23 protein-coding genes are annotated in these 22,782 nt (G+C 65.3%); 4 read left to right on the top strand and 19 right to left on the bottom strand.

What is annotated here, in order from left to right:
- Genes iolD through iolC form a run of 3 tightly spaced genes read right to left on the bottom strand, consistent with a single transcriptional unit; the run spans position 1 to position 3,940 of the window.
- Positions 1-1,950, bottom strand: coding sequence for a 3D-(3,5/4)-trihydroxycyclohexane-1,2-dione acylhydrolase (decyclizing) (iolD, locus tag LFT46_RS04310; RefSeq protein WP_236821346.1), 1,950 nt, complete (start codon positions 1,948-1,950; stop codon positions 1-3).
- Between the two features lie 32 nt (positions 1,951-1,982).
- On the bottom strand, positions 1,983-2,918 hold the full coding sequence (locus LFT46_RS04305) for a Cgl0159 family (beta/alpha)8-fold protein (RefSeq protein WP_236821345.1): 936 nt from the start codon (positions 2,916-2,918) through the stop codon (positions 1,983-1,985).
- Positions 2,915-3,940 (bottom strand): 5-dehydro-2-deoxygluconokinase, encoded by a 1,026-nt coding sequence (gene iolC / locus LFT46_RS04300; RefSeq protein WP_236801214.1) that lies wholly within the window; start codon positions 3,938-3,940, stop codon positions 2,915-2,917. Before iolC ends, LFT46_RS04305 begins: the two co-directional genes overlap by 4 nt.
- 253 nt (positions 3,941-4,193) lie before the next feature.
- On the opposite strand from iolC, the gene LFT46_RS04295 reads away from it, so the two are divergent.
- Both LFT46_RS04295 and LFT46_RS04290 read left to right on the top strand, forming a co-directional pair.
- Complete coding sequence (locus LFT46_RS04295; RefSeq protein ID WP_236801213.1) at positions 4,194-4,553, top strand: ArsR/SmtB family transcription factor; 360 nt, start codon at positions 4,194-4,196, stop codon at positions 4,551-4,553.
- Positions 4,553-5,035 (top strand): SRPBCC family protein, encoded by a 483-nt coding sequence (locus tag LFT46_RS04290; protein WP_236821344.1) that lies wholly within the window; start codon positions 4,553-4,555, stop codon positions 5,033-5,035. The genes LFT46_RS04295 and LFT46_RS04290 overlap by 1 nt, the downstream gene beginning before the upstream one ends.
- 22 nt (positions 5,036-5,057) lie before the next feature.
- Here the strand turns inward: LFT46_RS04290 and LFT46_RS04285 are convergent, their stop codons facing one another.
- The 14 genes from LFT46_RS04285 to LFT46_RS04220 all read right to left on the bottom strand — a co-directional run bounded on the left by LFT46_RS04285 (position 5,058) and on the right by LFT46_RS04220 (position 19,568).
- Complete coding sequence (locus tag LFT46_RS04285) at positions 5,058-5,834, bottom strand: triose-phosphate isomerase family protein (protein WP_236821343.1); 777 nt, start codon at positions 5,832-5,834, stop codon at positions 5,058-5,060.
- A 28-nt stretch (positions 5,835-5,862) separates the two neighbouring features.
- Positions 5,863-7,209 (bottom strand): MFS transporter, encoded by a 1,347-nt coding sequence (locus LFT46_RS04280; RefSeq protein ID WP_236801211.1) that lies wholly within the window; start codon positions 7,207-7,209, stop codon positions 5,863-5,865.
- Between the two features lie 104 nt (positions 7,210-7,313).
- The gene (locus tag LFT46_RS04275; RefSeq protein ID WP_236821342.1) at positions 7,314-8,081 is read right to left on the bottom strand and encodes an SDR family NAD(P)-dependent oxidoreductase; all 768 of its coding nucleotides are present in this window, start codon (positions 8,079-8,081) and stop codon (positions 7,314-7,316) included.
- Positions 8,082-8,137: 56 nt separating this feature from the next.
- Positions 8,138-9,091 carry a 3-hydroxyacyl-CoA dehydrogenase family protein gene (locus LFT46_RS04270; RefSeq protein WP_236801209.1) on the bottom strand — a complete coding sequence of 318 codons (954 nt, stop codon included), beginning with the start codon at positions 9,089-9,091 and terminating at the stop codon, positions 8,138-8,140.
- A complete protein-coding gene (locus LFT46_RS04265; protein ID WP_236801208.1) occupies positions 9,088-9,582 on the bottom strand; it encodes a ribose-5-phosphate isomerase in 495 nt (164 codons plus the stop codon). Before LFT46_RS04265 ends, LFT46_RS04270 begins: the two co-directional genes overlap by 4 nt.
- Positions 9,583-9,592: 10 nt before the next feature.
- A complete protein-coding gene (gene dhaL, locus LFT46_RS04260; protein ID WP_236801207.1) occupies positions 9,593-11,314 on the bottom strand; it encodes a dihydroxyacetone kinase subunit DhaL in 1,722 nt (573 codons plus the stop codon).
- A gap of 44 nt (positions 11,315-11,358) precedes the next feature.
- The gene (locus LFT46_RS04255; RefSeq protein WP_236821341.1) at positions 11,359-12,357 is read right to left on the bottom strand and encodes a sugar phosphate isomerase/epimerase family protein; all 999 of its coding nucleotides are present in this window, start codon (positions 12,355-12,357) and stop codon (positions 11,359-11,361) included.
- A gap of 132 nt (positions 12,358-12,489) precedes the next feature.
- Positions 12,490-13,179, bottom strand: coding sequence for a GntR family transcriptional regulator (locus LFT46_RS04250; protein WP_236821340.1), 690 nt, complete (start codon positions 13,177-13,179; stop codon positions 12,490-12,492).
- A gap of 118 nt (positions 13,180-13,297) precedes the next feature.
- Positions 13,298-14,074 carry an SDR family NAD(P)-dependent oxidoreductase gene (locus tag LFT46_RS04245; RefSeq protein WP_236801203.1) on the bottom strand — a complete coding sequence of 259 codons (777 nt, stop codon included), beginning with the start codon at positions 14,072-14,074 and terminating at the stop codon, positions 13,298-13,300.
- A 9-nt stretch (positions 14,075-14,083) separates the two neighbouring features.
- The gene (locus LFT46_RS04240; protein WP_236821339.1) at positions 14,084-15,433 is read right to left on the bottom strand and encodes an MFS transporter; all 1,350 of its coding nucleotides are present in this window, start codon (positions 15,431-15,433) and stop codon (positions 14,084-14,086) included.
- Positions 15,434-15,659: 226 nt separating this feature from the next.
- Positions 15,660-16,391 (bottom strand): FadR/GntR family transcriptional regulator, encoded by a 732-nt coding sequence (locus tag LFT46_RS04235; RefSeq protein WP_236821338.1) that lies wholly within the window; start codon positions 16,389-16,391, stop codon positions 15,660-15,662.
- A 191-nt stretch (positions 16,392-16,582) separates the two neighbouring features.
- Positions 16,583-17,485, bottom strand: coding sequence for a succinate--CoA ligase subunit alpha (gene sucD / locus LFT46_RS04230; protein WP_236801197.1), 903 nt, complete (start codon positions 17,483-17,485; stop codon positions 16,583-16,585).
- Positions 17,486-17,496: 11 nt separating this feature from the next.
- Complete coding sequence (sucC, locus tag LFT46_RS04225) at positions 17,497-18,666, bottom strand: ADP-forming succinate--CoA ligase subunit beta (RefSeq protein ID WP_236801196.1); 1,170 nt, start codon at positions 18,664-18,666, stop codon at positions 17,497-17,499.
- Positions 18,667-18,890: 224 nt separating this feature from the next.
- On the bottom strand, positions 18,891-19,568 hold the full coding sequence (locus LFT46_RS04220; RefSeq protein ID WP_236821990.1) for a hypothetical protein: 678 nt from the start codon (positions 19,566-19,568) through the stop codon (positions 18,891-18,893).
- Between the two features lie 246 nt (positions 19,569-19,814).
- On the opposite strand from LFT46_RS04220, the gene LFT46_RS04215 reads away from it, so the two are divergent.
- Positions 19,815-20,807, top strand: coding sequence for an IS481 family transposase (locus LFT46_RS04215; protein WP_236820561.1), 993 nt, complete (start codon positions 19,815-19,817; stop codon positions 20,805-20,807).
- Here LFT46_RS04215 and LFT46_RS04210 read toward each other — a convergent pair.
- Together LFT46_RS04210 and LFT46_RS04205 are read right to left on the bottom strand one after the other, a co-directional pair.
- Positions 20,778-21,344 (bottom strand): NAD(P)H-dependent oxidoreductase, encoded by a 567-nt coding sequence (locus LFT46_RS04210; RefSeq protein ID WP_236821337.1) that lies wholly within the window; start codon positions 21,342-21,344, stop codon positions 20,778-20,780. The genes LFT46_RS04215 and LFT46_RS04210 overlap by 30 nt on opposite strands.
- 29 nt (positions 21,345-21,373) lie before the next feature.
- The gene (locus LFT46_RS04205) at positions 21,374-22,051 is read right to left on the bottom strand and encodes an NADPH-dependent F420 reductase (protein WP_236821336.1); all 678 of its coding nucleotides are present in this window, start codon (positions 22,049-22,051) and stop codon (positions 21,374-21,376) included.
- A gap of 130 nt (positions 22,052-22,181) precedes the next feature.
- On the opposite strand from LFT46_RS04205, the gene LFT46_RS04200 reads away from it, so the two are divergent.
- Positions 22,182-22,760, top strand: a complete 579-nt coding sequence (locus LFT46_RS04200) for a TetR/AcrR family transcriptional regulator (RefSeq protein WP_236801194.1) — start codon at positions 22,182-22,184, stop codon at positions 22,758-22,760.
- Positions 22,761-22,782: the final 22 nt, after the last annotated feature.

Here is a 22,782-nt window from a genome sequence, read left to right as displayed (position 1 = left end):
TTAGCCGAGCAGTTTGCGCTGGCGTGACTTGTGCTCGGTGTAGGCCTGGAAGGCCTGCTTGGTGGATTCCAGTTCGGCCACCTGGGAGACGGGGACGTCCCACCAGGACTCGGAGGACGGCGCGTCCAGGAGCGGATCTGATTCGACGTGGATTAAGATGGGGCCGCTGCCTTCGGGCGCGGCCTTTGCGTCGCGGACGGCCTGTTCGAGTTCTGCGATGACCTTCTCGCCGGGTTCGATCCGGATGACCTTCACGCCCAGGGACTGGGCGTTCAGGGCCAGGTCCACGGGCAGGGTCTCGCCCTCATCAAAGCTGTGCGCCTCTTCGTTCAAGGCCCGGTACTTGGTTCCGAACCGCTGCGAGCCGAGGGATTCGGAGAGCGAGCCGATGGAGGCGAAGCCGTGGTTCTGGATCAGGACCACGATCAGCTTGATGCGTTCTGCGACGGCGGTAACCAGTTCGGTATGCATCATCAGGTAGGAGCCGTCCCCCACCATGACGACGACGTCCCGCACCTGATCGCCTGACCCTCCGGCCGCCGTCGTACTTGCCGCTTCGGCGATCACGGCGCGCTTGACGCCCAGGCCGCCGGGGATCTCATAGCCCATGCAGGAATAGGCGTACTCAACGTGGTAACCGAACGGGTCCCGGACCCGCCACATCTTGTGCAGGTCACCGGGCAGGGAACCGGCGGCGCAGACCACCACGTCGCGGGCGTCCATGGCCCGGTTGGTAGCGCCGATGATTTCGTTCTGCGCCGGCAGCGGGGTGTAGCGGGTGTCGAAGGCCTCGTCCACGGTGGCGTTCCAGCGCTTCTTCTCGGCCTCGATCTTCTGCTCAAGGTCTGCTCCCACCCGGTACCCGCCAAGGGCTGCGTTGAGCTTGACCAGTGCCTTGCGGGCATCGGCGACGATCGGAAGCGTGGTGCCGTGCTTGTAGGCGTCGATCGGGGCGACGTTGATGTTCACGAACTTCACGTCCGGGTTCTGGAAGGCGGTCCGGGACGCCGTGGTGAAGTCCTCGTAGCGGGTGCCGATGCCGATGATCAGGTCCGCCCCGGCGGCGATGGCGTTCGCCGCCGTCGTGCCCGTGGACCCGATGGCGCCCAGGGAGTACTTGTGGTCCCAGGGCAGCACGCCGACGCCGGCCTGCGTGTTCCCCACCGGGATGCCGGTCAGCTCCACGAACTTCGCGAGCTCATCGTTTGCGTAGGCGTACAGGACGCCGCCGCCGGCAATGATCAGCGGGCTCTTGGCGGCCCGTATCGCCGCGGCGGCGCGGGCGATGTCGTCGTCCTCGGCGTCGGGGCGGCGGATCCGCCACTCCCGCTCGGCCAGGAACTCCTCGGGAACATCGAAGGCCTCGGCCTGAACGTCCTGCGGCAACGAAATCGTCACCGCTCCCGTCTCGGCCGGGTCGGTGAGGACGCGCAGTCCGTGGTGGAACGCGGAGAACAACTGCTCCGGCCGGTTGACGCGGTCGAAGAACTTGGACAGCGGCCGGAACGCATCATTGACCGTCAGGTCGTAGGCGTAGGGCTGTTCGAGCTGCTGCAGCACCGGGTCCGCGGCGCGGGTGGCAAAGGTGTCACTGGGCAGCAGCAGCACCGGCAGGCGGTTGGTGGTGGCCAGCGCGGCGCCGGTCAGCAGGTTGGACGAGCCCGGGCCGATCGAGGTGCTGATCGCGTAGGTCTGGCGGCGGCGGGTGTGCCGGGCGTAGCCGACGGCCTGGTGGACCTGGGCCTGTTCGTTCCGGCCCTGGTAGTACGGCATGATGGCCGGATCCAGCTGCTGGTACTGCTTCAGCGCCTGGCCCACTCCGGCCACGTTGCCGTGCCCGAAAATCCCGAACGTCCCAGGAATGAGACGCTCACGGAACTCAACACCGCCAACCGAGTCAACGGTGTACTGCTTGGAAAGGTATTCGACGACGGCTTGGGCAACGGTCATCCTGCGCGTTCCTGTTGTGGATCCCATGGGAGTTACTCCGATGCTTCTGCGGTGTGGTGAAGGAGGGAAGCGGCCGTGGCGACGGCGCCCGCGACGTCCCCGTCGGCGGGGTAGAGCAGGGTCCGGCCAACCGTGAGGCCCTGCACGCCGGGCAGGGTAAGGGCTGCCTGCCAGGACGCAAAGACCTCGTCTTGGGACCCGTCCGGGTCTCCGCCCAGCAGGACGGTGGGCATGGTGGTGGCGGCCATGACGCGTTCCATCTCAGCCACCACCGGAAGCTTCATCCAGGTATACGCGCTGGTGGAACCCAGGCCCTCTGCGATCGCGATGGACTTGATCACCGCATTGGTCGACAGGTCGTTGCGAACCCGGCCGTTCTCCCGGACGGACAGGAACGGTTCCACCATGGCAATCAGCTTCCGCTCGGCCAGGGAATCGATGGCCTTGGCGGTCGCCTCCAGGGTCACCACGGTGTCGGGGTCGCCCAGGCAGATGCGGGTGAGCATCTTCCCGCCGTCCGCGCCCAGGGCCTCAAGGGCGGCGGCGGTGTGCCCGGTGAACCGGTCATCGAACTCGTTGACCAGCCCGGCCAGGCCACCGCGGTTCATCGAACCGAACACCAGCTTGCCGTCCAGGGCACCCAGGAGCAGCAGGTCATCCATAATGTCCGGGGAGGCCAGGACACCATCGACGGCGGGGTTGGCCAGCGCCATCTGCAAACGGTCCAGCAACTGGCGGCGGTCAGCCATGGCCACCGGGTCGTTGCCGACCGCCAGGGCGCCGCGGGCAGGGTGGTCTGCGGCAACGATGAAGTTCTGCCGACCGGCCTTGAGGCCGGGGTGGCGGCGGCGGGACTTGGCAGCCCGGGCCACAGCATCCGGATCTTCCAGGCGGATGGTGCTTAGGTGCTCGTAGCGGCGCGGATCGTCGTTCAGGGCACTGTCAGGGGTTAGGGGCGTGAGCGTCACAGTGCTGCTCCTTCGGTGGCAAGCTGGGTAACAGTGCCCGGAGCAGTAGCAGGGACATCGCGGCCGCGTTCGGCCAGCAGCGAGGTGACTTCCTCCGGCGTCGGCATCGCATCAGCGCAGGACAACCGCGAGGCAACGATCGCCCCAGCGGCATTTGCGTAGTCCAGGACCTGGGCCAGCGGCCAGCCGGACAGCAGCCCGTGGACAAAGGCGCCGCCGAAGGAGTCGCCGGCACCCAGGCCGTTCAGCGTCTCCACCGGGACGGGGGCGGAGACCGCACGTTCGGTGCGGGTCTTGGCCATCACGCCTTCGGGGCCGAGCTTGACGACGGCGATCTCCACGCCGGCGGCCAGCAAACGGTCCGCCTGCTCATCAGGGGTTCCCTCACCCACGGCCACGGCGCATTCCTTGTCATTGCCGATGGCAACAGTCACGTGCGGCAGGACCTTGGCCACCTCGGCACGGGCCTCTTCCTCCGAGGCCCAGAACATCGGCCGGTAGTCCAGGTCCAGGATAGTGAACTGCCCCTCGGCCAGGCCGGTACGGGGACGGGCCTCATGGGCGGCAAGGTGCGCGCTGCGGCTGGGCTCCTGGCACAGACCCGTGACCGTGGACCAGAAAATCCCCGCCTGGCGGATGGCATCAAGGTCCAGCTCCTCGGCCCTGATCTGCAGGTCCGGAGCCGTGGGGAACCGGCCGTAGAAGTACAGCGGGAACTCGTCCGTTGCCGGTTTGATCGCGCAGAACGTCACGGCCGTGGGCCAGTCCTTGACGGGTGTGACAAAGGTGTCGTCGACGTTGAACTTGCGCAGCTCGCGGTGCAGGTATTCACCGAACGGGTCATCCCCGGTCCGGGTGATCACACCGGTCCGGCGGCCGTGGCGGGCGGCGGCAACAGCGACGTTCGACGGTGAACCGCCCAGGTACTTGCCGAAGGAATTGACATCCTCCAGGCCAACCCCGATGTCGTTCGGGTAGATATCAACGCTGATGCGCCCGATCGTAAGAAGCTCGTGGGTCACGGGAATCGTTGACCTTTCTGGTGTGGAACGTCGGCCCCTTGCGGGCGGGACTTCCGGGCTTGCCGGCGTGGTGTGGGCCACAGCCATTACTTTGCCCCAGATCTAATGTCCTGTCAAAGGTTTGTACTGACATACTTACGCGGCAGGCTCGCAAGGCTTTCCCCTCGACTCTTGCGCGGCTACTGCAGCGGACGTATCGTTAATCAACCGATAGGTTGATAAACAACCAGGTTGATTACTCGAAAGGCTGGACATGATCTCCGACGACGCGGCTTTGGACACGGCTTTCCTGGCCCTGGCCGATCCCGTCCGGCGCAGCATCATTGCCCGGCTGAGCAGAGGTCCCGCCACCGTCAACGAACTGGCGGAACCGTTCGAGATTTCCAAACAGGCAGTCTCGAAGCACATCCAGGTACTCGAGCAGGCGCAGCTGGTGACCCGAAGCAGGGATGCCCAGCGCCGGCCCGTGCACCTGAACCCCGCGCGGCTTGAGGCGCTTACCGCGTGGATTGACCAGTACCGGTTGGTCCGCGAAGGGCAGTTCCGCAACCTCGACGCGGTGCTGAAAGAACACGCTGCGGCAAGCGGCGGCCAATCCTCCAAGGAGTCATGATGAGCAATTCCCTGAAACTCAGCGTTCCTGAGGGCGTCCCCTTCATCGATTACGAGCGCGAGTTCGATTTCCCGGTGGCGGATGTGTTCCGTGCGCACAAAGAGCCGGACCTGATTGTCCAGTGGCTGGGCCCGCGGGGCATGAAAATGGAGATCGACCATTACGATTTCCGCACCGGCGGGAGTTACCGATACATCCACACCGGCCCTGACGGGGTGCCCTACGAGTTCCGCGGCATCTTCCACACGGTCCGCGAAAACGAGTTTGCCCTGCAGACCTTCGAGTTCGGCGGGTACCCGGACGTGGTGAGCCTGGAGTTCATGACCTTCGAGGACCTGGGCAACGGACGCACGCGGTTGCGGGGGCACTCGGTGTACCCCAGCCAGGAGGCGCGCGACGGCATGGCACAGTCCGGCATGGAGGGCGGCCTCAGCGAGGGCTATGAGCGGCTTGAGGAATTACTGGCGGGGGCGCGGGTCTGAGCCGCGGCCTTAGTTGCGGGTCTTAGCGGGTCTTGGCAAGGGCGATGGCTTCGTCCAGGACGCGGCCCAGGTTGGCGGCGTCGTGGGCGAACCGGCCCAGGAAGAGTCCATCCGCGGCCGGCAGTTGGGGCAGCAGCCCGGGGCCGGCGCTGCCGCCGTAAATGAGGGGGCAGTCTGCGCCCAGCTCAGCACGGATCTGGGCCAGGACTGAGTTGACGTGCTGTGGCGGGGCAGGTTCCTGCGCGCCGATGGCCCACACCGGCTCGTAGGCCAGGACCAGTCGGCTGAGCAGCGCGGCATCTCCCGCGGTGGCGGAGCGGACCTGCGCCACGCAAAAGGCGGCGGCAGCCCCGGCGTCGAGCCTGTCCGGCTCACCGATGCAGAGCAGCGGGGTGAGGGAATGGCCGACGGCGGCACGCACCTTGCGTGCCACCACGGCGTCATCCTCGGCAAAGAGTTTGCGGCGTTCCGCGTGGCCAATTTCCACGAGCGAGACGCCGAGTTCGGCGAGCATCCCCGGGCTGACTTCCCCGGTCAACGGCCCGTCCCCCCAGGCGCAGTTCTGCGCCCCAAGCAGCACGGGCGAGCCGGCCAGGACCCGGCCTGCGGGTTCCAGGACCGGAAAGGACGGGATGACGAAGACCCGGACGGGCTGATTCCCAGCCAGTCCTGGTCTCTCGTCCACAATGGAGCGCACCTCCGACAGCCAGCGCAGGCTTGCCTGGTAGCCCAGGTACATTTTGGTGCTGACACCGATGTAGAGGGTGCCGCTGCCTGCGTTGCTGCCGGAGGTGCTCATGGATTCCTTGCGTTGATGGTGGGCCCGCTCAGTCGAGCAGGTCGTCGGCCTTGTTCTTGAAGCGCCGGGTGGCGAACATCATCGCCGCCGCGACGAATGGCAGGACACCCAGGGCATAGACGCCCATGGAGCCGGTGGGCGATTGGGTCGCCTCGTTGACGGCAGTCCGGAGGATCGGCGCCACGAAGCCGCCCAGGTTGCCCAGGGAGTTGATCAGGCCGATGCCGGCGGCAGCAGCTGAACCCGCGAGGAACGCGGTGGGATAGGACCAGACCACGGGACCCACGGCCAGGAAGCTGCAGACAGCCAGGGTTATGAAGATCATGCCCAGCACCGGCTGGTGGTTGGTCCCCGCCCAGGCCGACCCGAAGATGCACAGGCCGGTGGAGATGAAAAGGATGGTGCCGAACTTCCGGCGCTTGGCTACGGTATCCGCGGCCTTGCCGATGAAGTAGCAGGAGAAGATGCCGAAGAACCACGGAACGGCAATCAACAGGCCGACGGCGAGCCCCACCTTCTGCCCGGTGAGGGAAGACACCTGCTGGGGCAGGAAGAACGTCACGCCATACACGGCGACCTGCAGGCAGAAGTAGATCACGGTGAAGTACCAGACGCGGCCGTTGCGCATGGCAGCGAGGATGCCGCGCGGACCGTGCTCATCCTTGATGTTGTCCTCAAGGGCCATGACTTCCTTCAGCGCGTACTTCTCATCGCTGCTGAGGAACTTCGCCTTTTCCGGACCATTGATCAGGAAGAAGAAGGCTGCGATGCCTGCCAGGACGGCCAGCATGCCTTCAACGAAGAACATGACCTGCCAGCCGCGCAGGCCGGGCACCTGGTCACCGATGTTGATCAGCCAGCCCGACAGCGGGTTGCCGATCATCTGCGAGAACGGCTGGGCCAGGTAGAAGATGGCGAACATCTGGACGCGCACCTTGTTGGGGAACCATTCGGCAAGGTACATGATCACGCCGGGGAACAGCCCGGCTTCGGTCACGCCCAGGAGGAAACGCAGGATCACGAAGGACGTCTCGCCCTGTACAAAGGCGAAGCAGGCGGAGACGATGCCCCAGGTGATGGCGATGCGGGCCAGCCAGATCTTGGCGCCGACCCTCTTGAGCAGCAGGTTGCTGGGAATCTCGAAGATCGCATAGCCAATGAAGAAGATGCCGGCGCCCAGGGCGAAGGCCGCGGCGGACACTCCCTTGTCAGCTCCCAGCGCCGCCTCGGCAAAGCCGACGTTGGTGCGGTCCAGGAACGAAACGACGTACAGGATGACCAGCATCGGCATGAGCCGGCGGGCTGCCTTGAAGATCGCGGACTTCAGGACCGGACGGGCCAGAAGCTCCTTGGATGTTGCGGTGGTTTCGGACACAACACTCTCCTTCGAGTGGTGATGTTGGTGGTACCAGGGGGCCGGCGGCCCGCTGGCTTAGTGGGTGGCGCCCGGCCTTTCAATTTGGCCGGGAAGGCGCGCCGTTAGTGCATGTAGAGTCCGCCGTCGACGTTCAGTGTCTGGCCGGAGATGTAGCCTGAGTCTTCGCCGATCAGGAAGGAGATGGCTGCCGCCACGTCGCGGGGGCTGCCCACCCGGTTCACCACCAGGTCCTTGACCAACTCATCCTTGCGTTCCTCACTGAGAGTGCCGCCCATGATGTCGGTGTCAATCGGGCCCGGTGAAATGGCGTTGACCGTGATGTCGTACTCCCCCAGTTCCCGGGCGGTGGCACGGGTCAGGCCGATGACGCCGGCCTTCGCCACCGAGTACGGGGTCTTGCTGAAGGTTCCGCCGCCGCGCTGGGCGGAGACCGAGGAGATGTTGACAATCCGTCCCAGCCGGTTCTTGACCATCGACTCGGCGGCCCGGCGGGTGGCGTAGTGGACACCGTTCAGGTTGATGTTGATGACGCGGTCCCACTCGGCGCCGTCGAGTTCGAGGTAGGGCACCGGGGAGCTGACGCCTGCGATGTTGGCCAGCGCCACCAGCTGCGGCAGTTCCGCTTCGATCTCGTCGATCGCGGCCCGGACCCATGCTTCGTCGGCAATGTTTGCGCCGGCGCCATGGGCTTTGACGCCGTGCTTTTCCGCCAGTTCCTTGGCCACCGCTTTGCAGGCCGCGTCATCGAGGTCGATCACGCCGATGTTCCAGCCGCGCTCGGCCAGGTAGTCGGCGGTGGCACGGCCGATGCCGCGCTCGGAGACGGCGCCGGTGACGATCACCGTGCGGTCTGCGGGAAATGCTGTCATGAAGTGTTCCTTCTAAAGGGGTGGTTTTGGTCCCGGAAAGCGCTAGTCCGCAAAACTCAGGACAGCGGGGCCGGGCCCAGTTCCTCGATGAGCTTCTGCATGGCGACGTACGCCTTGTTCCGGTAGGCAACCAGGGCTGCGGTGCGGTCTGCGGGGACGTCAAGGAAGCCGGAGCCGGTCTTGGTGCCGAGCTGGCCGGCGTCGACCTTTTCCTGCAGGATCTTCGGGGTGGCGAACCGCTCCGGGAAGCCGGTCTGCAGCGACTTGTAGCAGAAGGCGTAGACATCCAGCCCTGCCATGTCGGCGATGGCGAAGGGGCCGAAGAAGGGCAGCCGGAAACCGAAGGTGGTACGAACCAGGGTGTCCACGTCCTCCGCGCTGGCGATGCCTTCCTCCACCACCTGCGCGGCCTCGTGGAAGAGGGCGTACTGGAGCCGGTTCAGCACGAAGCCGGTGACGTCCTTGACGGTGGCGGTTTCCTTGCCGGTCTCCCCCACGATGGTGCGCGCGGCCTGGACGGTGGCCTCGGAGGTTCCTTCGTGCGGGATGACTTCCACGCCGGGGATGAACGGTGCCGGGTTGGAGAAGTGGACGCCCAGGAACCGCTCCGGGTTTTCCACTACCTCGGCCAGTTTGGCGATGGAGATGGTGGAGGTGTTGGAACCGATGATGGCGTCGGGGCGCGCTGCGGCGCTGATCCGGCTCAGGGTGGCGTGCTTGATTTCGAGGACTTCGGGCACGGCCTCCTCGATGTACTCAGCGCCGGCCACTGCTTCCTCGATGTCCTTGGCGGCCCAGAGGTTTTCCTTGAGCAGGTCCGTGGCGTTGGCCGGGAAGAGGCCTGCGGCGACGAACTCGTCGGATTCCTTCAGCAGCCGCTCGTAGTTGCTCTGGGCGATCTCGGCGGAGACGTCGGCCAGCGCGACGCGGGCTCCTGCGAGTGCCAGGACCTGGGCGATACCGCCGCCCATGTAGCCTGAGCCAACGACGGCGATGTTACGGGTGCTCATTTGTCCTCAAGTCCTTCCGACGCGTCCTCGTAGGAGGAGATGGCGTCTACTTTTGCCGCGGATGCGGAGTTTTCGTCGAAGCGGTAGTCCAGCCACTCGCCCACAAGTTTCTTGGCGAGCTCCAAGCCGATGACGCGCTGGCCCATGGTCAGAACCTGGGCGTTGTTGGACAGTACGGAGCGTTCCACCGAGTAGCTGTCGTGGGCGGTGACCGCGCGGATGCCCGGTACTTTGTTGGCAGAAATAGCGACGCCCAGGCCGGTGCCGCAGATCAGGAGGGCGCGGTCCGCTTCGCCGGCGGCCACCTTGCGGGCGGCGGCGACGGCCAGGTGGGGGTACGCGGTGGCATCGTTGGATGCCACTCCCACATCCTCTACCGAGGCAACGCGGGGGTCCGCCTCCAGCAGTTCGCGCAGGGCGTTCTTGTATTCCACGCCGGCTTCGTCGTTGCCGACGACGATGCGCCAGCCTGGCTGGGTGTTCTCGGTCATGATGTTCTCCTTAGGAGCTTTCGATGGTGGCGGCGTAGTCGGCCACCCTGCGGGCGATGAGTCCGAAGGACACGGCTCCTGGGTCCGGGTGGCCCAGGCTCTTTTCCGCCAGCGGCCGGGCCCGGCCCTTTTTCGGGCTGAGCTCTGCAGTTGCGTCAGCGGCCTTTGCCGCCGCCTCCGCTGCTGTGCGAAGGCTGGCAGCCAGGCTGCCGCCGTCGTCAATTGCCTTGCTGAACGTTTCGGCGAACGGAAGCAGCGCGTCCACCATGGTCTTGTCCCCCGCTTCCGCCTTGCCCAGGGTGATGATGGCGTCGCGGAGGGCGTTGACGGCCGCCGCTGCGTCGGCGGCAGTGTAGGAGTCCTTGCTGCCAAGGGTCTTTCCGACGGCGGTGACGGCGGCGCCCCAGAGGGCCCCGGAGGTGCCTCCCGCGCGTTCTGCCCACTGCTCCCCCGCCGCCGCGAGGAGTTCCTCGAGCCCTGCGCCGGCAGCGTGCGACTTTTCGGCCGCGGCAACGGCGGCATCAACACCGCGGCGCATGCCAATGCCGTGGTCACCGTCCCCGGCGATGGCGTCCAGCTTGCCCAACGCCTCTTCGTGTTCGACGACGACGGCCTGGGCTTCCTTCAGCGCGTCCAGTGCCGTGGCGGCCAGGGCAGTTGACGCGGGGGTGGCAGCCAGCGTCGGCTCGGTTCCGGCCTCCTCAAGGGACTCCACGGACCGTGCACGCCGGGGAGCCAGGTTGCCCTTGCGGAAGGCGGGGGTGTCAGCCGGCGCGGACCAGAACTTTTCCAGTTCCCCGTCCAGCCAGAACAGCGTCAGGGACAGGCCGGACATGTCCAGGCTGGTCACCAGTTCACCGCATTCGGGCTCCACGATCTCCAGCCCGGCCTCGGTGAGCAGTGCCTCGATCTTGCCGAACAGCAGGAACAGTTCGTCGTACTTCACCGTGCCCAGGCCGTTGAGGATGGGCACCACACGCCGGCCCGCGGTTTCCGGCTTGTCCTTCAGCAGCCCGTCCACCAGCAGCTGCGCAAGCTCGCTGGCGCTGGGCAGGGGCTGCTCGGAGATCCCGGGTTCGCCGTGGATACCGAGCCCCACGGACATCATGCCCTCCGGCACCGTGAACAGGGGCTCACCTGCGCCGGGGAGGGTGCAGCCGGCGAAGGCAACTCCCAACGAGCGGGTGTGGTGGTTGGCCTTGATGGCGAGCCGCTCCACCTCGTCCAGGTCCAGGCCGGCCTCCGCTGCCGCCCCGGCCACCTTGAAGACCGTGAGGTCGCCGGCGATGCCTCGGCGCTTGCCGATCTCTTCCAGCGGAGCGCTGGCAATATCATCGGTGACCAGGACGGTCCGGGTTTCGATGCCCTCGGCGTTCAGCTTGTCCTGCGCCTGCCCGAAGTGGAGCACATCGCCGGCGTAGTTGCCGTAGCTGAGCAGGACGCCGCCGCCAGTCTGGGATGCCTTGGCAACGCGGTACACCTGCCCCGCTGAGGGGGAAGCGAACATGTTGCCGCAGGCACTCCCGGCAGCGAGCCCGGCGCCCACCAGACCGGCGAAGGCCGGGTAGTGGCCCGATCCGCCGCCGATGACCAGTGCCACCTGGCCATCGGGTGATTCGGTGGAGCGGACCACGCCGCCGTCAACGCGGGCCACGTACTGGCGGTTGGCGGCGACGAAACCGTCGAGGGCTTCGTCTGCGAACTGCGCTGGATCGTCAAATATCTTTGTCATGATTCCTCGTTGAACCGGTCGTCTCGGTTGGGATGCCTGCAGGCCTAGCGGGCAGGAACTGCCGCCGGGGTCTGGCGGCCCTGGGCTACCAGGCTGGTGCCCAGCTTGTAGCCCTCGCGCTTGGGCAGGACCTGGCGGCGCAGGTAGTCCTGGTTGGCCGCGGTGACGCTCAGGCCGTCGCCACCGTAGTGTTCGGTGCAAATGATGCCCTGGAAGCCGACGGAGATGGCGAACTGGAAGGCCTCGCGGTAGTTGATGAGGCCGGATTCCATGGGGGCAGGCATGGCCACGTACTGGTCCCGGGCCCGGTCCTCATCGCGGATGTAATTCTTGACGTGCCAGTAGTTGGAGTACGGCAGGGTCTTGTGCACCACTTCACGCCAGTCCTCGATGGGACGGTGAAGGCGGATCAGGTTGCCGAGGTCCGGGTTCAGGCCGACATTGGGCAGGTCGATGTCCTGAACCAACTGCACGGAGGAATCGGCCGTTCCCAGGTAGGTGTCCTCGTACATCTCCAGCGATACCAGGAGGCCGAGTTCCGCGGCGTGCTTGCCGACTTCGCGGATGCGGGTAACGGCATTGTTCCACGTTTCTTTGTCCCCCACGGGGTCCTTGTGGCCTTCAACCGTCCAGAACCACAGCTGCTTCTGCTGTTCAGGGGTGATGGCCTGGTGCAGCCCGATCGAGACCACCTCGCAGCCGAGCTGCGCTGCGGCCTCCAGGGTGCGGTGGGTGTAGGCCAGGTTGTCTTCCCAGTTGGCCTCTTCGATCACGCTGCGGCGGATGGCGGAAATGGAAGGCAGTCCCAGGCCGGCTGCGGTGGCGGCGGACTTCAGCTCATCGAGGCGGGCGCTGGACAGGTCACCGGGGCGTACCCAGCTATCGGTGAGGTCGGCGTTGGTGAAGCCTGCGTCAGCGACTTCCTCGAAGACCTTCTGCCAGTCGCTGGCGGGCGCGTCCTGGACGGAGCTTCCATCGGGCTTGGTGCCCGGGAACTGCAGCAGGGCTGCGGCGATGGGCCAGTTTTCGGCGGTGTACGGCATTGTTCACTCCAGATTTAGAATCGCATTTCCTATAGGATCTACGTTACTTGTCCGCCCTGTCAAGGGGCGCTTTGTTATGCCTGCTCAAGCGCAGGTTTAGGGAAAAGGGGGCAGCGCAGCGGCTGGATACTGCTAGCTGCGCACTTCACTGTCATGCTGTGAGCGCTGTTTGACGCCCTCGATGTGTTCGATCATTTTCTGCCGCGCAAGTTCCGCGTCACCGGCCACAAAGGCTTTGAGGATCTCGGTGTGCTCCGCAATTGCGTAATCGGCGTCGGTCACGCCCAGGCCCCCGAAGAAGCGGAAACGCTGCACCTGACCACCCAATGCGTTATAGGCGGACAGCAGGAACTGGTTGTCAGCGAACTCGGCTATCAGGCGGTGGAAACGTTCGTCGGCTTCCCAGTAGGCCCGGAACTCGTTGAAGGACGGTCCCCGCGGGGCTGCCTTCAGGTCCTCGATGGCCTGTTCCAGCTGCTTGGTCAGTTGCGGATCCCCGTGCTTGCAGGCCATGAAGGCGTTCGCCGGCTCGATGACCAGCCGGGCGTCCATCAGGTCAGCCAGCTCTTCGGGGGAGAACAGCGGCGCCACGCGGTAACCGCGCAGGGCCATCCTCCGGACCATTCCCGTAGCTTCCAGGCGGGCCAGGGCTTCACGGACCGGCGTCGGGGAAACGTCCAGTTCCCTGGCCATCCCGTCAATGCTGACGGGAGTGCCAGCCTCCAGCCGCCCGTCCATCAGGGCAACGAGAAGCGCCTCATAAACGTGGTCGGCGAGGACCTGCCTGCTGACGCCGCCGGAGGCCTGGTTCTTGGTTGCCATGTAGAAATCCTATAGCCGCAGAACGCGCGGTAGCGCGAGTGTGAAGGGCGCTGCCGGACCCGCCATGGTGCCGTGCGGACGGTTGCCGCACGGCACCATGCTGGACAGAAGCGTGGTGTCAGGAAACCTGCAGGCCGCCGTTGATGTCGTAGGTGGCGGCCGTGATGTAGCCGGCGTCCTCGCCAAGCAGGAACGCGATCAGTGCGGCCACTTCCTCGCGTGTTCCCACACGGCCCATCATGATTCCCTCGGACATCTGGGCCTTGCGCTCGTCGGTCAGCGTGCCGCCCATGATGTCGGTGTCGATCGGACCCGGCGCGATGGCGTTCACGGTGATGTTGTGCTCGCCCATTTCACGGGCCAGTGCGCGGGTGAACCCGAGGATGCCGGCCTTGGAGGCGCTGTACGCCACCTTGGAGTAGGTGCCGCCGCCGCGCTGGGCGGAAATCGAGGAGATGCTGACGATCCTGCCCAGTTCCCGCTCGATCATGCCCTTGAGCACCCGCTGCGACACCACGAAGGTGCCGCGCATGTTGATGGCGAAGACCTTGTCCCATTCCGCCACCGTGGTTTCCATGAACGGAGTGGGTGAGCTGATGCCGGCGAGGTTGACCAGTCCAACGATCGGCGGAAGCGCCTGCTCAATCTCGGTGATGGCGCGGTCCACCGATGCTTCGTCCGAGACGTCCGCGCCCACGCCGATGGCCTTGACGGCCCGGTTGGCACCGATTTCCGCGGCGGCGGCCTGGGCGTCTTCGGCGTTGATGTCGAGGATGGCGATGGACCAGCCCTCGCTGGCCAGGCGGTCGGCGGTTGCACGGCCAATGCCACGGGCGGATGCGGCGCCGGTGAGGACTGCGGTGCGTTCTGCGGGGAATGCGTGCTGAGTTGTCATTGGTATTTCCTAGTGGGTTTCGGCGGCAGGAAGGGTGGCACCGGGGGCGGAGACGCCTTCGGGCCGCTTGCGTGCGTAAAGGTAGGTGGCGGCTGCGGTTATGGCGAGGCAGGCGGCCAGGAAGACCAGGCCTGACTGGCTGTTCCCGGTGGCATCCTTGAGGATGCCCACAATGTAGGGCGCCACGAAGCCGCCCAGGTTGCCGAGCGAGTTGACCATGGCCAACCCTGCAGCAGCAGCGGCGCCGGTGAGGGCCGCGGACGGCATGGCCAGGAACGGGGCGATTGCCGAGTAGATGCCCATGGCCGCAAGGGTCAGGAACACCATGGCGAGCACCGCGTTGACCGGCAGCAGGAAGCCGGCACCCAGGAGGCCGACGGCGGCGAGCACCATGCTGATGCTGGCGTGCCAGACGCGGTTGCCGGTACGGTCCGAGCGCTTGCTCCAGAAGTAGACGAACACGGCTGCGATGGCATACGGGATGAAGACGATGAACCCGACCTGGGTTGAGTCGAAGGTTCCGAGGGCCTTGACGATAGTGGGCAGCCAGAGGCCCAGCCCGTAGATCCCGCAGACCAGACCGAAGTACAGCGCGGAGTAGGCGATGGTGCGGGGGTCTTTCAGGCCTGCAAGGAAGTTGTGGTTTCCTGCCTTCTGCTTGTGCGCCAGTTCCTCAGACATGGTGGTGGAAAGCCATTCGCGTTCCTCCGGCTTGAGCCACTTGGCGTGTTCGGGCCGGTCCGTCATGACGAAGGGCGTGATAATGCCCAGGATGATGGCGGGGATGCCTTCAAGGATGTAGAGCCACTGCCAGCCGTGGAGTCCGGCGACGCCTTCAAGGTTCAGGAGCATGCCGGACACGGGAGCGCCCAGGGCGTTGGAGATGGGCTGGGCCAGGATGAAGATGCCCAGCACGGTGACGCGCTGTGCTGCCGGGAACCAGAGGGTCAGGTAGAAGAGGATGGCGGGGAAGAAGCCGGCTTCGGCGGCGCCAAGCAGGAAGCGGATGATGTAGAAGGTGGCTTCGCCGTTGACCAGGAACATGGCCGTGGCGAAGATGCCCCAGCTGATCAGGATGCGGGCAATCCATTTGCGGGCGCCGAAGCGGTACATGCCGCCGTTGCTCGGAATTTCCAGCAGGGCGTAGCCCAGGAAGAAGATGCCTGCACCCAGACCGTAGGCGGCCTCGGTCAAGCCGATGTCCCCTTGCATGCCGAGCTTGGCAAAGCCCACGTTGTTCCGGTCGAGGTAGGCAATGAAGTAGAGCAGGACGATCAGGGGCATGAGCCTCCGGCGAACCTTGCGGAGGGTGGTCTCGCCCAGTTCGCTGAGCGCGGGGGCGGCGGCACGGGAGGTCATCGCGTACCTCCCGCTTTTGTTTGGGGACCCTTGAAAAGGGAATGCGCGCGCATGAAGACTCCTTTGGCTGGCGGCATTTTGTGGGGGATGGTGATATCAGATGTCTGATGTCTGACTGAGATTGTAGTCACACGGGAACGCGACCGTCAACACAGGGTCTTTCCGGAGCGCCATCGGGCAGCTCATGCAACGCCGCTGCCCCTGGGCAGGTGCGGCCAGGGGGCTTTCAGCCGGCGGTGGCTCCAGTGCGGCTGGACATGGCAAGGAACTGCTCGTAGTCCTCGAAGGTCTGGGTGATGTGGGCGTCCATGGTGGAACGGGCAGTGGCAGGATCGCCGGCGGCAATGGCAGCCAGAACCATCTTGTGGTGGTGGATGGCGTGGCGCTGCACATCCGGGAACGCCGAGGTCTCCCGCCGCATGGCATACAGCAGTGTGGACAACTGGCCCAGCAGGGCCGGCACGAAGGGGTTGCCGGAAGCGCGCAGGACTGTGTCGTGGAAGGCGATGTCCGCCACGGTGAGGGCATCCACGTCCCCAATTTGGTGCGCCGCTTCCATCCGGTCCACGCTTTCCTGCAGGGCGGCGAGGTCGGCGGGCCTGTGCCGGGAGGCGGCCAGTTCAGCAGCTCCGGTCTCCACCATGCGGCGGACTTCCAGCAGCCGCAGTGCTACCTGGTCGGAGGCCACTCCCCTGGAGGCCGCCTGCATAATGGCGTCCATGCCGGTCCATCGTTCGGGAGGATTGACGAATGTGCCGAGCCCGCGTTTTACGTAGACCACGTTTTGGGCCTTCAGGACGTTCATGGCTTCACGGGCCGTCAGCCTGCTGACCCCGGAATCCTTGGCGATATCTGCCTCGGGCGGCAGGGCGTCTCCGGCCTTAATCTCTCCGCTGAGGATGTGCTCAAGGACTTTGTCCACGACGGCGTCGACCAGGGTGCGTCGCTTTTCTGCCATCGTCTTTCCCCTGCCTGGGCACGCACGGCGCCCCTGAATTTGCCTTCCTCAACATTACTCGACGCGCCCGTTCACCCGCCGCCCGCCGTCGTCGTTCCATGCGGACGCTTGTTAAACAGCAAACGCGGGGCCTCCCCGTGCCGGTCCCCGGGAGGGACCGGGCCTGGGGTGGCCCCGCGCCGTGCGTACTGCTAGAGGGCTGAGTAGACCTCGCGGAGCAGCTTGGCGGTCTCGGAAGGCGTCTTGCCAACCTTCACGCCGGCAGCTTCGAGGGCTTCCTTCTTGGCCTGGGCGGTACCGGCCGAGCCGGAGACGATGGCGCCTGCGTGGCCCATGGTCTTGCCTTCGGGAGCGGTGAAGCCGGCCACATAGCCGACGACCGGCTTGGTGACGTTGGCCTTGATGAAGTCGGCCGCGCGCTCTTCAGCGTCGCCGCCGATCTCGCCGATCATGACGATGGCCTTGGTCTCGGGGTCAGCCTCGAACGCGGCCAGGGCGTCGATGTGGGTGGTGCCGATGATGGGGTCGCCGCCGATGCCGATGGCGGTGGAGAAGCCCAGGTCGCGCAGTTCGTACATCATCTGGTAGGTCAGGGTGCCGGACTTGGAGACCAGGCCGATGGGGCCCTTGCCGGTGATGTTGGCGGGGGTGATGCCAACCAGCGCTTCGCCGGGAGTGATGATGCCGGGGCAGTTCGGGCCGATGATGCGGGTGACCTGGTTGCCATCGGCGTCCACCTTGGACTGGGCCAGGGCCCAGAATTCGGCGGAGTCCTGGACGGGCACGCCTTCGGTGATGACCACGACCAGGCCGATGCCGGCCTCGATGGCTTCGACGACGGCGTTCTTGGTGAATGCCGGCGGCACGAAGACGATGGAGACGTCGGCGCCGGTTTCAGCCATGGCTTCCTTGACGGTGCCGTAGACGTTGATTTCCTTGTCACCGTGCAGGACCGTGGTACCGGCCTTGCGGGCGTTGACGCCGCCAACGATGTTGGTGCCGGCCTTGAGCATCAGCGCGGTGTGCTTGGTGCCTTCGCCGCCGGTGATGCCCTGGACGATGACCTTGGAGTCCTTATTCAGATAAATAGACATGGTGCGTCCCTTTACTTCGCTGCGTTGGCGAGCTCGGCGGCCTTGTCGGCGCCCTCGTCCATGGTGGCGGCCAGGGTAACCAGCGGGTGGTTGGCCTCGGTGAGGATGCGGCGGCCTTCCTCGACGTTGTTGCCGTCGAGGCGGACTACCAGCGGCTTGTTGGCGGAGCTGCCCAGCTCGGCCAGTGCGCCGACGATGCCCTTGGCGACGGCGTCACAGGCGGTGATGCCGCCGAAGACGTTGACGAACACGGACTTGACCTGCTCGTCACCCAGGATGACGTCCAGGCCTGCGGCCATGACCTCTGCCGAGGCTCCGCCGCCGATGTCCAGGAAGTTGGCGGGCTTGACGTTGCCGTGGTTCTCGCCGGCGTAGGCGACGACGTCGAGGGTGGACATGACCAGGCCGGCGCCGTTGCCGATGATGCCTACTTCGCCGTCCAGCTTGACGTAGTTGAGGTCCTGCGCCTTTGCCTTGGCCTCAAGCGGGTCAGCTGCGTCCTTGTCCTCAAGCTGTGCGTGCTTGGGGTGGCGGAAGTCAGCGTTCTCGTCCAGGGAGACCTTGCCGTCAAGGGCCAGGATGTCGCCGTTGCCGGTCTTGACCAGCGGGTTGACCTCTACCAGGGTGGCGTCTTCCTTCTTGAAGACGTCCCAGAGCTTGAGGATGACGCCGGCTACCTGGCCGCGCAGTTCCTCGGCGAAACCGGCAGCTGCGACGATTTCGTCGGCCTTGGCCTGGTCGATGCCCACGGCGGGGTCGATGGCGATCTTGGCCAGCGCTTCGGGGCGTTCGACGGCGAGCTGTTCGATTTCCATGCCGCCTTCAACCGAGCACATGGCCAGGTAGTTGCGGTTGGCCCGGTCCAGCAGGACGGAGAAGTAGTATTCCTCGGCGATGTCCGCACCCTGGGCAATCATCACCTTTTTGACGGTGTGGCCCTTGATGTCCATGCCCAGGATGTTGGAGGCGTGCTCAAATGCCTCGTCGGCGGACTTTGCGACCTTGACGCCGCCGGCCTTGCCGCGGCCGCCTACCTTGACCTGTGCCTTGACAACGGTAACGCCGCCGATCTTCTCGGCAGCTGCCTTTGCTTCTTCTGGGGTGTACGCCACGATGCCGGCAAGCACGGGTACACCGTGCGCCTCGAACATATCGCGCGCCTGGTATTCAAACAGGTCCACGGTTTAGTGTCCTTCTACGTCGAAGTAGTTTCGGTACAGTCGGACACCATCGAAAAGACGATGACCGCGCTGCGGATTGCACGCACCGGCGGCCTGTCTGGAAACGAGCCACGCGGCGTAATGCTCCATGGGGAACTCTAGTCCTTTGGAGGGACCGGGCCGTCCCAGACTACCTCTTATGTGAGTAAGCACACTATTCTATGGAACGTAGAAAAACCGCGGATTTACGGGGTTTTTGGGGCATCCGGCTGAGCATCGGGACTGCTTTTGACCGGTCCCCGGATGAGTTCGTAACGTTCGGTTGAAACGAAGAATCCGACGCCGGCGGAGACGTTTCCGCATGCCACGCCCCCGTTGTAGGCCGAGCAGCGCAGCCCGTTGCGTTCGAGGTTCTGCCCGTCCGCGAGCACGGGCAGCTGCGCCAAGGGCCCGGCTTTGGTTCCCTTGGGTCCATAGGCTGCTTCCATGGATGTGACGCCGGACCGGCACTCCCCGTAGCGGGCACTGTCCGGGGTCACCAGCGCCACTCCGCCCAGGTAGCCAAGGTGGGTTTTGGCGCAGTCGTCCTTGATGTCGCCTGGTTGCGGTGCCGGGTAGGTGGCCAGCTCGCAGTGCGCCACGGGAACAATCGGCAGCTTGTTGTTGGCGGAGTCGGTGTAGCGGTTCTGCTCATAGGGCAGGTTCAGGTGCTCCCCACGTGCAGACGTGAGTGAGCAGGCGACGGTCCGGTCCGCAGTGATGAAGGACAGGACGTCGGTGCCGCTGGAGAACGCCTTCGCGTCAACCAGCGGCGCCTTCTCCAACTGTTCCACGGGCTTCAGCGGGGCCGGCGGGACGTAGCCGGGGTCCCTCGTGGTCACGCTGCAGCCTGTGGCAGTGATTAGGAAAAGGGCGGCGAGCATCCCCCATACAGTCCGTCGCATGGCCTCAATTATGCCCCGCCACCCCTCGACCGGAGGCGCCCCGGAGTCTTCCGCCGACCGCATTGCAGGGCTGGGGCTTCGCGTGCCTAGCCCCCTAGGTGTACTACCCAGGGACGTTGGTTGGGTGAATGTGATGACTCGCTGGAGTCGTTGACCCAAAGGTGAGGACCTCCGGTTGCACAGTGGAGTTGCTTAGACAACCGCTGCAGCGACCAGGAGGTCCTCATGTCCCACGCTAATGCCGCTTTGACTCCGCGCCAACGTTTGCGCGTCGCGCGTCTGATCGTGGACCACGGCTGGCCAGTATCCCGGGCTGCCGAGCAGTTCAACTGCTCCTGGCCGACCGCGAAACGGTGGGCGGCCCGTTACGCCGCGATGGGTGAGGCCGGTATGGCTGAGAGGTCCTCCCGCCCGTACCGGGTGGCCAACCGGACGCCGCAGCAGCTGGTGCGCAAAGTCGTGCACCTGCGCTGGAAGCAACGGCTGGGACCGGTCGCGATCGGGGCGAAGCTGGCCATGCCGGCCTCGACCGTGCACGCGGTCCTGGTCCGGTGCCGGCTGAACCGCCTTCATCACGTGGACAAGCGCACCGGAGAAGTCATCCGCCGCTACGAACACGAGACTCCCGGAGCGATGATCCACGTCGATGTGAAGAAGCTCGGCAACATCCCCGACGGCGGCGGCTGGCGCTACGTCGGCCGGCAGCAAGGCAAACAGAACCGTGCTGCGACTCCCTCAAAGCCCCGCAGCAAACACCGCAACCCGCTGATCGGGACCGCCTACGTGCACACGGTCATCGACGACCATTCCAGGGTCGCCTACGCCGAGATCCACGGCGATGAAACGGCAGCCACCGCAGTAGCAGTCCTGCAAAGGGCTGTGTCCTGGTTCGCTGCCCGCGGCGTCACCGTGGAACGGGTTCTCTCTGACAACGGGGCGGCCTACAAATCACATCTCTGGCGCGACGCCTGCCGGGAGCTGGACATCAGGGCAAAGAAGACCCGACCCTACCGGCCGCAGACCAACGGCAAGATTGAACGTTTCCACCGAACCCTTGCCGACGGGTGGGCATTCAAACGCTTCTACGCTACGGAATCAGCCCGCAGAAACGCCCTCCCGGCATGGCTGCACCACTACAATCACCACAGGCCCCACACCGCAATCGGAGGCCACCCGCCCATCAGCCGCTTAACCAACCTGCCTGGGCAGTACACCTAGGGCTGCAGGCACGGGCGAAAGCAGGTTCCGGAAGCGCTGGGCGTGTGCCGCCAGTTCCGCGGGTGTCGCCCGGGAAGCCCCGTGCAAAATGAGGGGTTCGGCCATTTCGAGGCCACAAAGGTGCGCGGTCGCCTCCAAGGGACGCAGCAACTCCGACATGGTGAAACGGCTATGCCCCGTCGGCGCATAGGAGGATTCGGGCCCACCGGTTGAGGTGACCAACTGCAGTCGCTTGCCATGCAAGGCATCACCGCCGGCACCGTAGGCGAATCCATGCGTCAGCACTTGGTCCATCCACTCCTTTAGTAGGCCGGGAACGGAATACCAGTGCCAAGGGAACAGCAGCACGACGAGGTCGTGCTGCTGAAGGAGTTCCTGCTCCCGCCCGGCGTCCATGTGCCGGTCCGGATATGTGGATGCGAGGTCGCGGACAGTGACGCCGTCAAGATCTTTGATGGCGTCAGCGAGGTCGGCGGTGATGCGGGATCCTGCGAGGTCCGGATGGGCGACGACAACGAGAGTGCGGTAGGTGGTCATTGGAGGGCGGCGCTCCTCTCAGTGTTGGGTCAGCGGACGATCTTGAAGTTGAACGCGGGTGTTCCGAGGGCGCCCCAAAGGCGGAGCCAGACGGGCAGGAGCATTTCGGTGCCACGCGCCGTAGTGATGTCGCCGAGGTCGATGACATCCTGGTGGCCAAAGTCCTTCAGCAGGCCACTGACGATGGCCTTGGCCTCGGCATCGTTGCCGGATACGAAAACCGTGCCGGGATCGGCCAACTGTTCCGGCCGGGCCATGAGGTCCGCGTTCATGGTGTTGAGCGCCTTCACCACATGCGCTGCTGGAAAAGCGCGCTGGATCTGCTCACCCAACGAGTCAGTGTCCTTGACGAACAGGGTCGGGGGCATGCCGTTGCTGAAGTCGAGGGGGTTGGCGATGTCGAGGATGATTTTGCCGTCGAGATTTTCCGGCCCGGTTTGGCCGAGCACCTCGAGTGACGCGCCGCCGTTGGTGGCGTTGACGATGAGTTCCGCCCCCATGGCGGCGTCTGCGAAGCCGGCAACCCTGATGGCGGGGCGCTGATCGGCCCAGGCGGCGAAGGGCGGCGTTCCCATCGCGTCGGCCTCGCTCCTGGCCAGCGTTGCCTCCGGATCGCGGGTGCCCATGGTTACGGCGTGACCGAGCTCAGCAAGGCGTGCGGCGATGGTCCGGCCGACCATGCCTGTTCCAAGTACTGCAGCCTTCATCATCTTCTCCTGCTTCTTGTCGGGTAGTGTCCAAATGAATGTGACGGATCGTTCTCAAGCTTGTGACGGATCGTTCCGTCTGTCAAACTGAAGCAAGTAGACATCCCCGAAATCTAAAAGGAGTGGTTTCATGGCGCGCAGGACGGGCGAGGAGAACCGCCGCAACATTCTCGCCGTGGCTACGCGCCTGTTTTACACGCGGGGCATCAGGGCCGTGGGGATGGATACGGTCATTAAGGATTGCGGAGTTGGCAACGCGACTGTCTACCGCCAGTTCCCCACCAAGGACGCCCTCGCCACCGCCTACGTCGAAGGCCGCGCGGACGCCTGGTTTGAACGCATGCGCGGGGCTGCCGGAGAACACGCGGATCCACGTGCCAAGCTCATCGCCGTCTTCGAAGTACTCGCCACGGACTGCGCCGGCAGCAGCTACCGGGGATGCCCCATGCTGAATACCAACACTGAGTTTCCCGAAGGAGAGCACCCTGCCCACTTGGTGGCAGTGACCCACAAGCAACAGGTCCGCGACTGGTTCTGCTCCCTCGCCGTTGAAGGCGGGGCGGAGGACCCCGACCGGATCGCCGAGGAACTCCTCATCGTCCTCAACGGAGCCTACGCCACGGCAGCCGTCCTCGACGGTGGAACGTACGGAACGCGCGCCGTAGACATGGCCCGAAGGCTCATCGCCGACGCCTGCCCGGGTACATAGCGCGTGCCGGGCACGCCGCGTA

Source organism: Arthrobacter sp. FW306-07-I (assembly GCF_021800405.1).
Classification (GTDB): Bacteria; Actinomycetota; Actinomycetes; order Actinomycetales; family Micrococcaceae; genus Arthrobacter.
Note: the sequence above shows the minus strand (reverse complement) of the source record. Positions and strands in the feature narration are given on the sequence as shown.

Bases quoted from the DNA above. Each gene is read 5' to 3' on its own strand.
- iolD (WP_236821346.1), bottom strand. From the start codon at position 1,950: ATGACCGTTGCCCAAGCCGTCGTCGAATACCTTTCCAAGCAGTACACC.
- LFT46_RS04295 (WP_236801213.1), top strand. From the start codon at position 4,194: ATGATCTCCGACGACGCGGCTTTGGACACGGCTTTCCTGGCCCTGGCC.
- LFT46_RS04290 (WP_236821344.1), top strand. From the start codon at position 4,553: ATGAGCAATTCCCTGAAACTCAGCGTTCCTGAGGGCGTCCCCTTCATC.
- LFT46_RS04285 (WP_236821343.1), bottom strand. From the start codon at position 5,834: ATGAGCACCTCCGGCAGCAACGCAGGCAGCGGCACCCTCTACATCGGT.
- LFT46_RS04275 (WP_236821342.1), bottom strand. From the start codon at position 8,081: ATGACAGCATTTCCCGCAGACCGCACGGTGATCGTCACCGGCGCCGTC.
- LFT46_RS04270 (WP_236801209.1), bottom strand. From the start codon at position 9,091: ATGAGCACCCGTAACATCGCCGTCGTTGGCTCAGGCTACATGGGCGGC.
- LFT46_RS04265 (WP_236801208.1), bottom strand. From the start codon at position 9,582: ATGACCGAGAACACCCAGCCAGGCTGGCGCATCGTCGTCGGCAACGAC.
- dhaL (WP_236801207.1), bottom strand. From the start codon at position 11,314: ATGACAAAGATATTTGACGATCCAGCGCAGTTCGCAGACGAAGCCCTC.
- LFT46_RS04255 (WP_236821341.1), bottom strand. From the start codon at position 12,357: ATGCCGTACACCGCCGAAAACTGGCCCATCGCCGCAGCCCTGCTGCAG.
- LFT46_RS04250 (WP_236821340.1), bottom strand. From the start codon at position 13,179: ATGGCAACCAAGAACCAGGCCTCCGGCGGCGTCAGCAGGCAGGTCCTC.
- LFT46_RS04245 (WP_236801203.1), bottom strand. From the start codon at position 14,074: ATGACAACTCAGCACGCATTCCCCGCAGAACGCACCGCAGTCCTCACC.
- LFT46_RS04240 (WP_236821339.1), bottom strand. From the start codon at position 15,433: ATGACCTCCCGTGCCGCCGCCCCCGCGCTCAGCGAACTGGGCGAGACC.
- LFT46_RS04235 (WP_236821338.1), bottom strand. From the start codon at position 16,391: ATGGCAGAAAAGCGACGCACCCTGGTCGACGCCGTCGTGGACAAAGTC.
- sucD (WP_236801197.1), bottom strand. From the start codon at position 17,485: ATGTCTATTTATCTGAATAAGGACTCCAAGGTCATCGTCCAGGGCATC.
- LFT46_RS04220 (WP_236821990.1), bottom strand. From the start codon at position 19,568: ATGCTCGCCGCCCTTTTCCTAATCACTGCCACAGGCTGCAGCGTGACC.
- LFT46_RS04215 (WP_236820561.1), top strand. From the start codon at position 19,815: ATGTCCCACGCTAATGCCGCTTTGACTCCGCGCCAACGTTTGCGCGTC.
- LFT46_RS04210 (WP_236821337.1), bottom strand. From the start codon at position 21,344: ATGACCACCTACCGCACTCTCGTTGTCGTCGCCCATCCGGACCTCGCA.
- LFT46_RS04205 (WP_236821336.1), bottom strand. From the start codon at position 22,051: ATGAAGGCTGCAGTACTTGGAACAGGCATGGTCGGCCGGACCATCGCC.
- LFT46_RS04200 (WP_236801194.1), top strand. From the start codon at position 22,182: ATGGCGCGCAGGACGGGCGAGGAGAACCGCCGCAACATTCTCGCCGTG.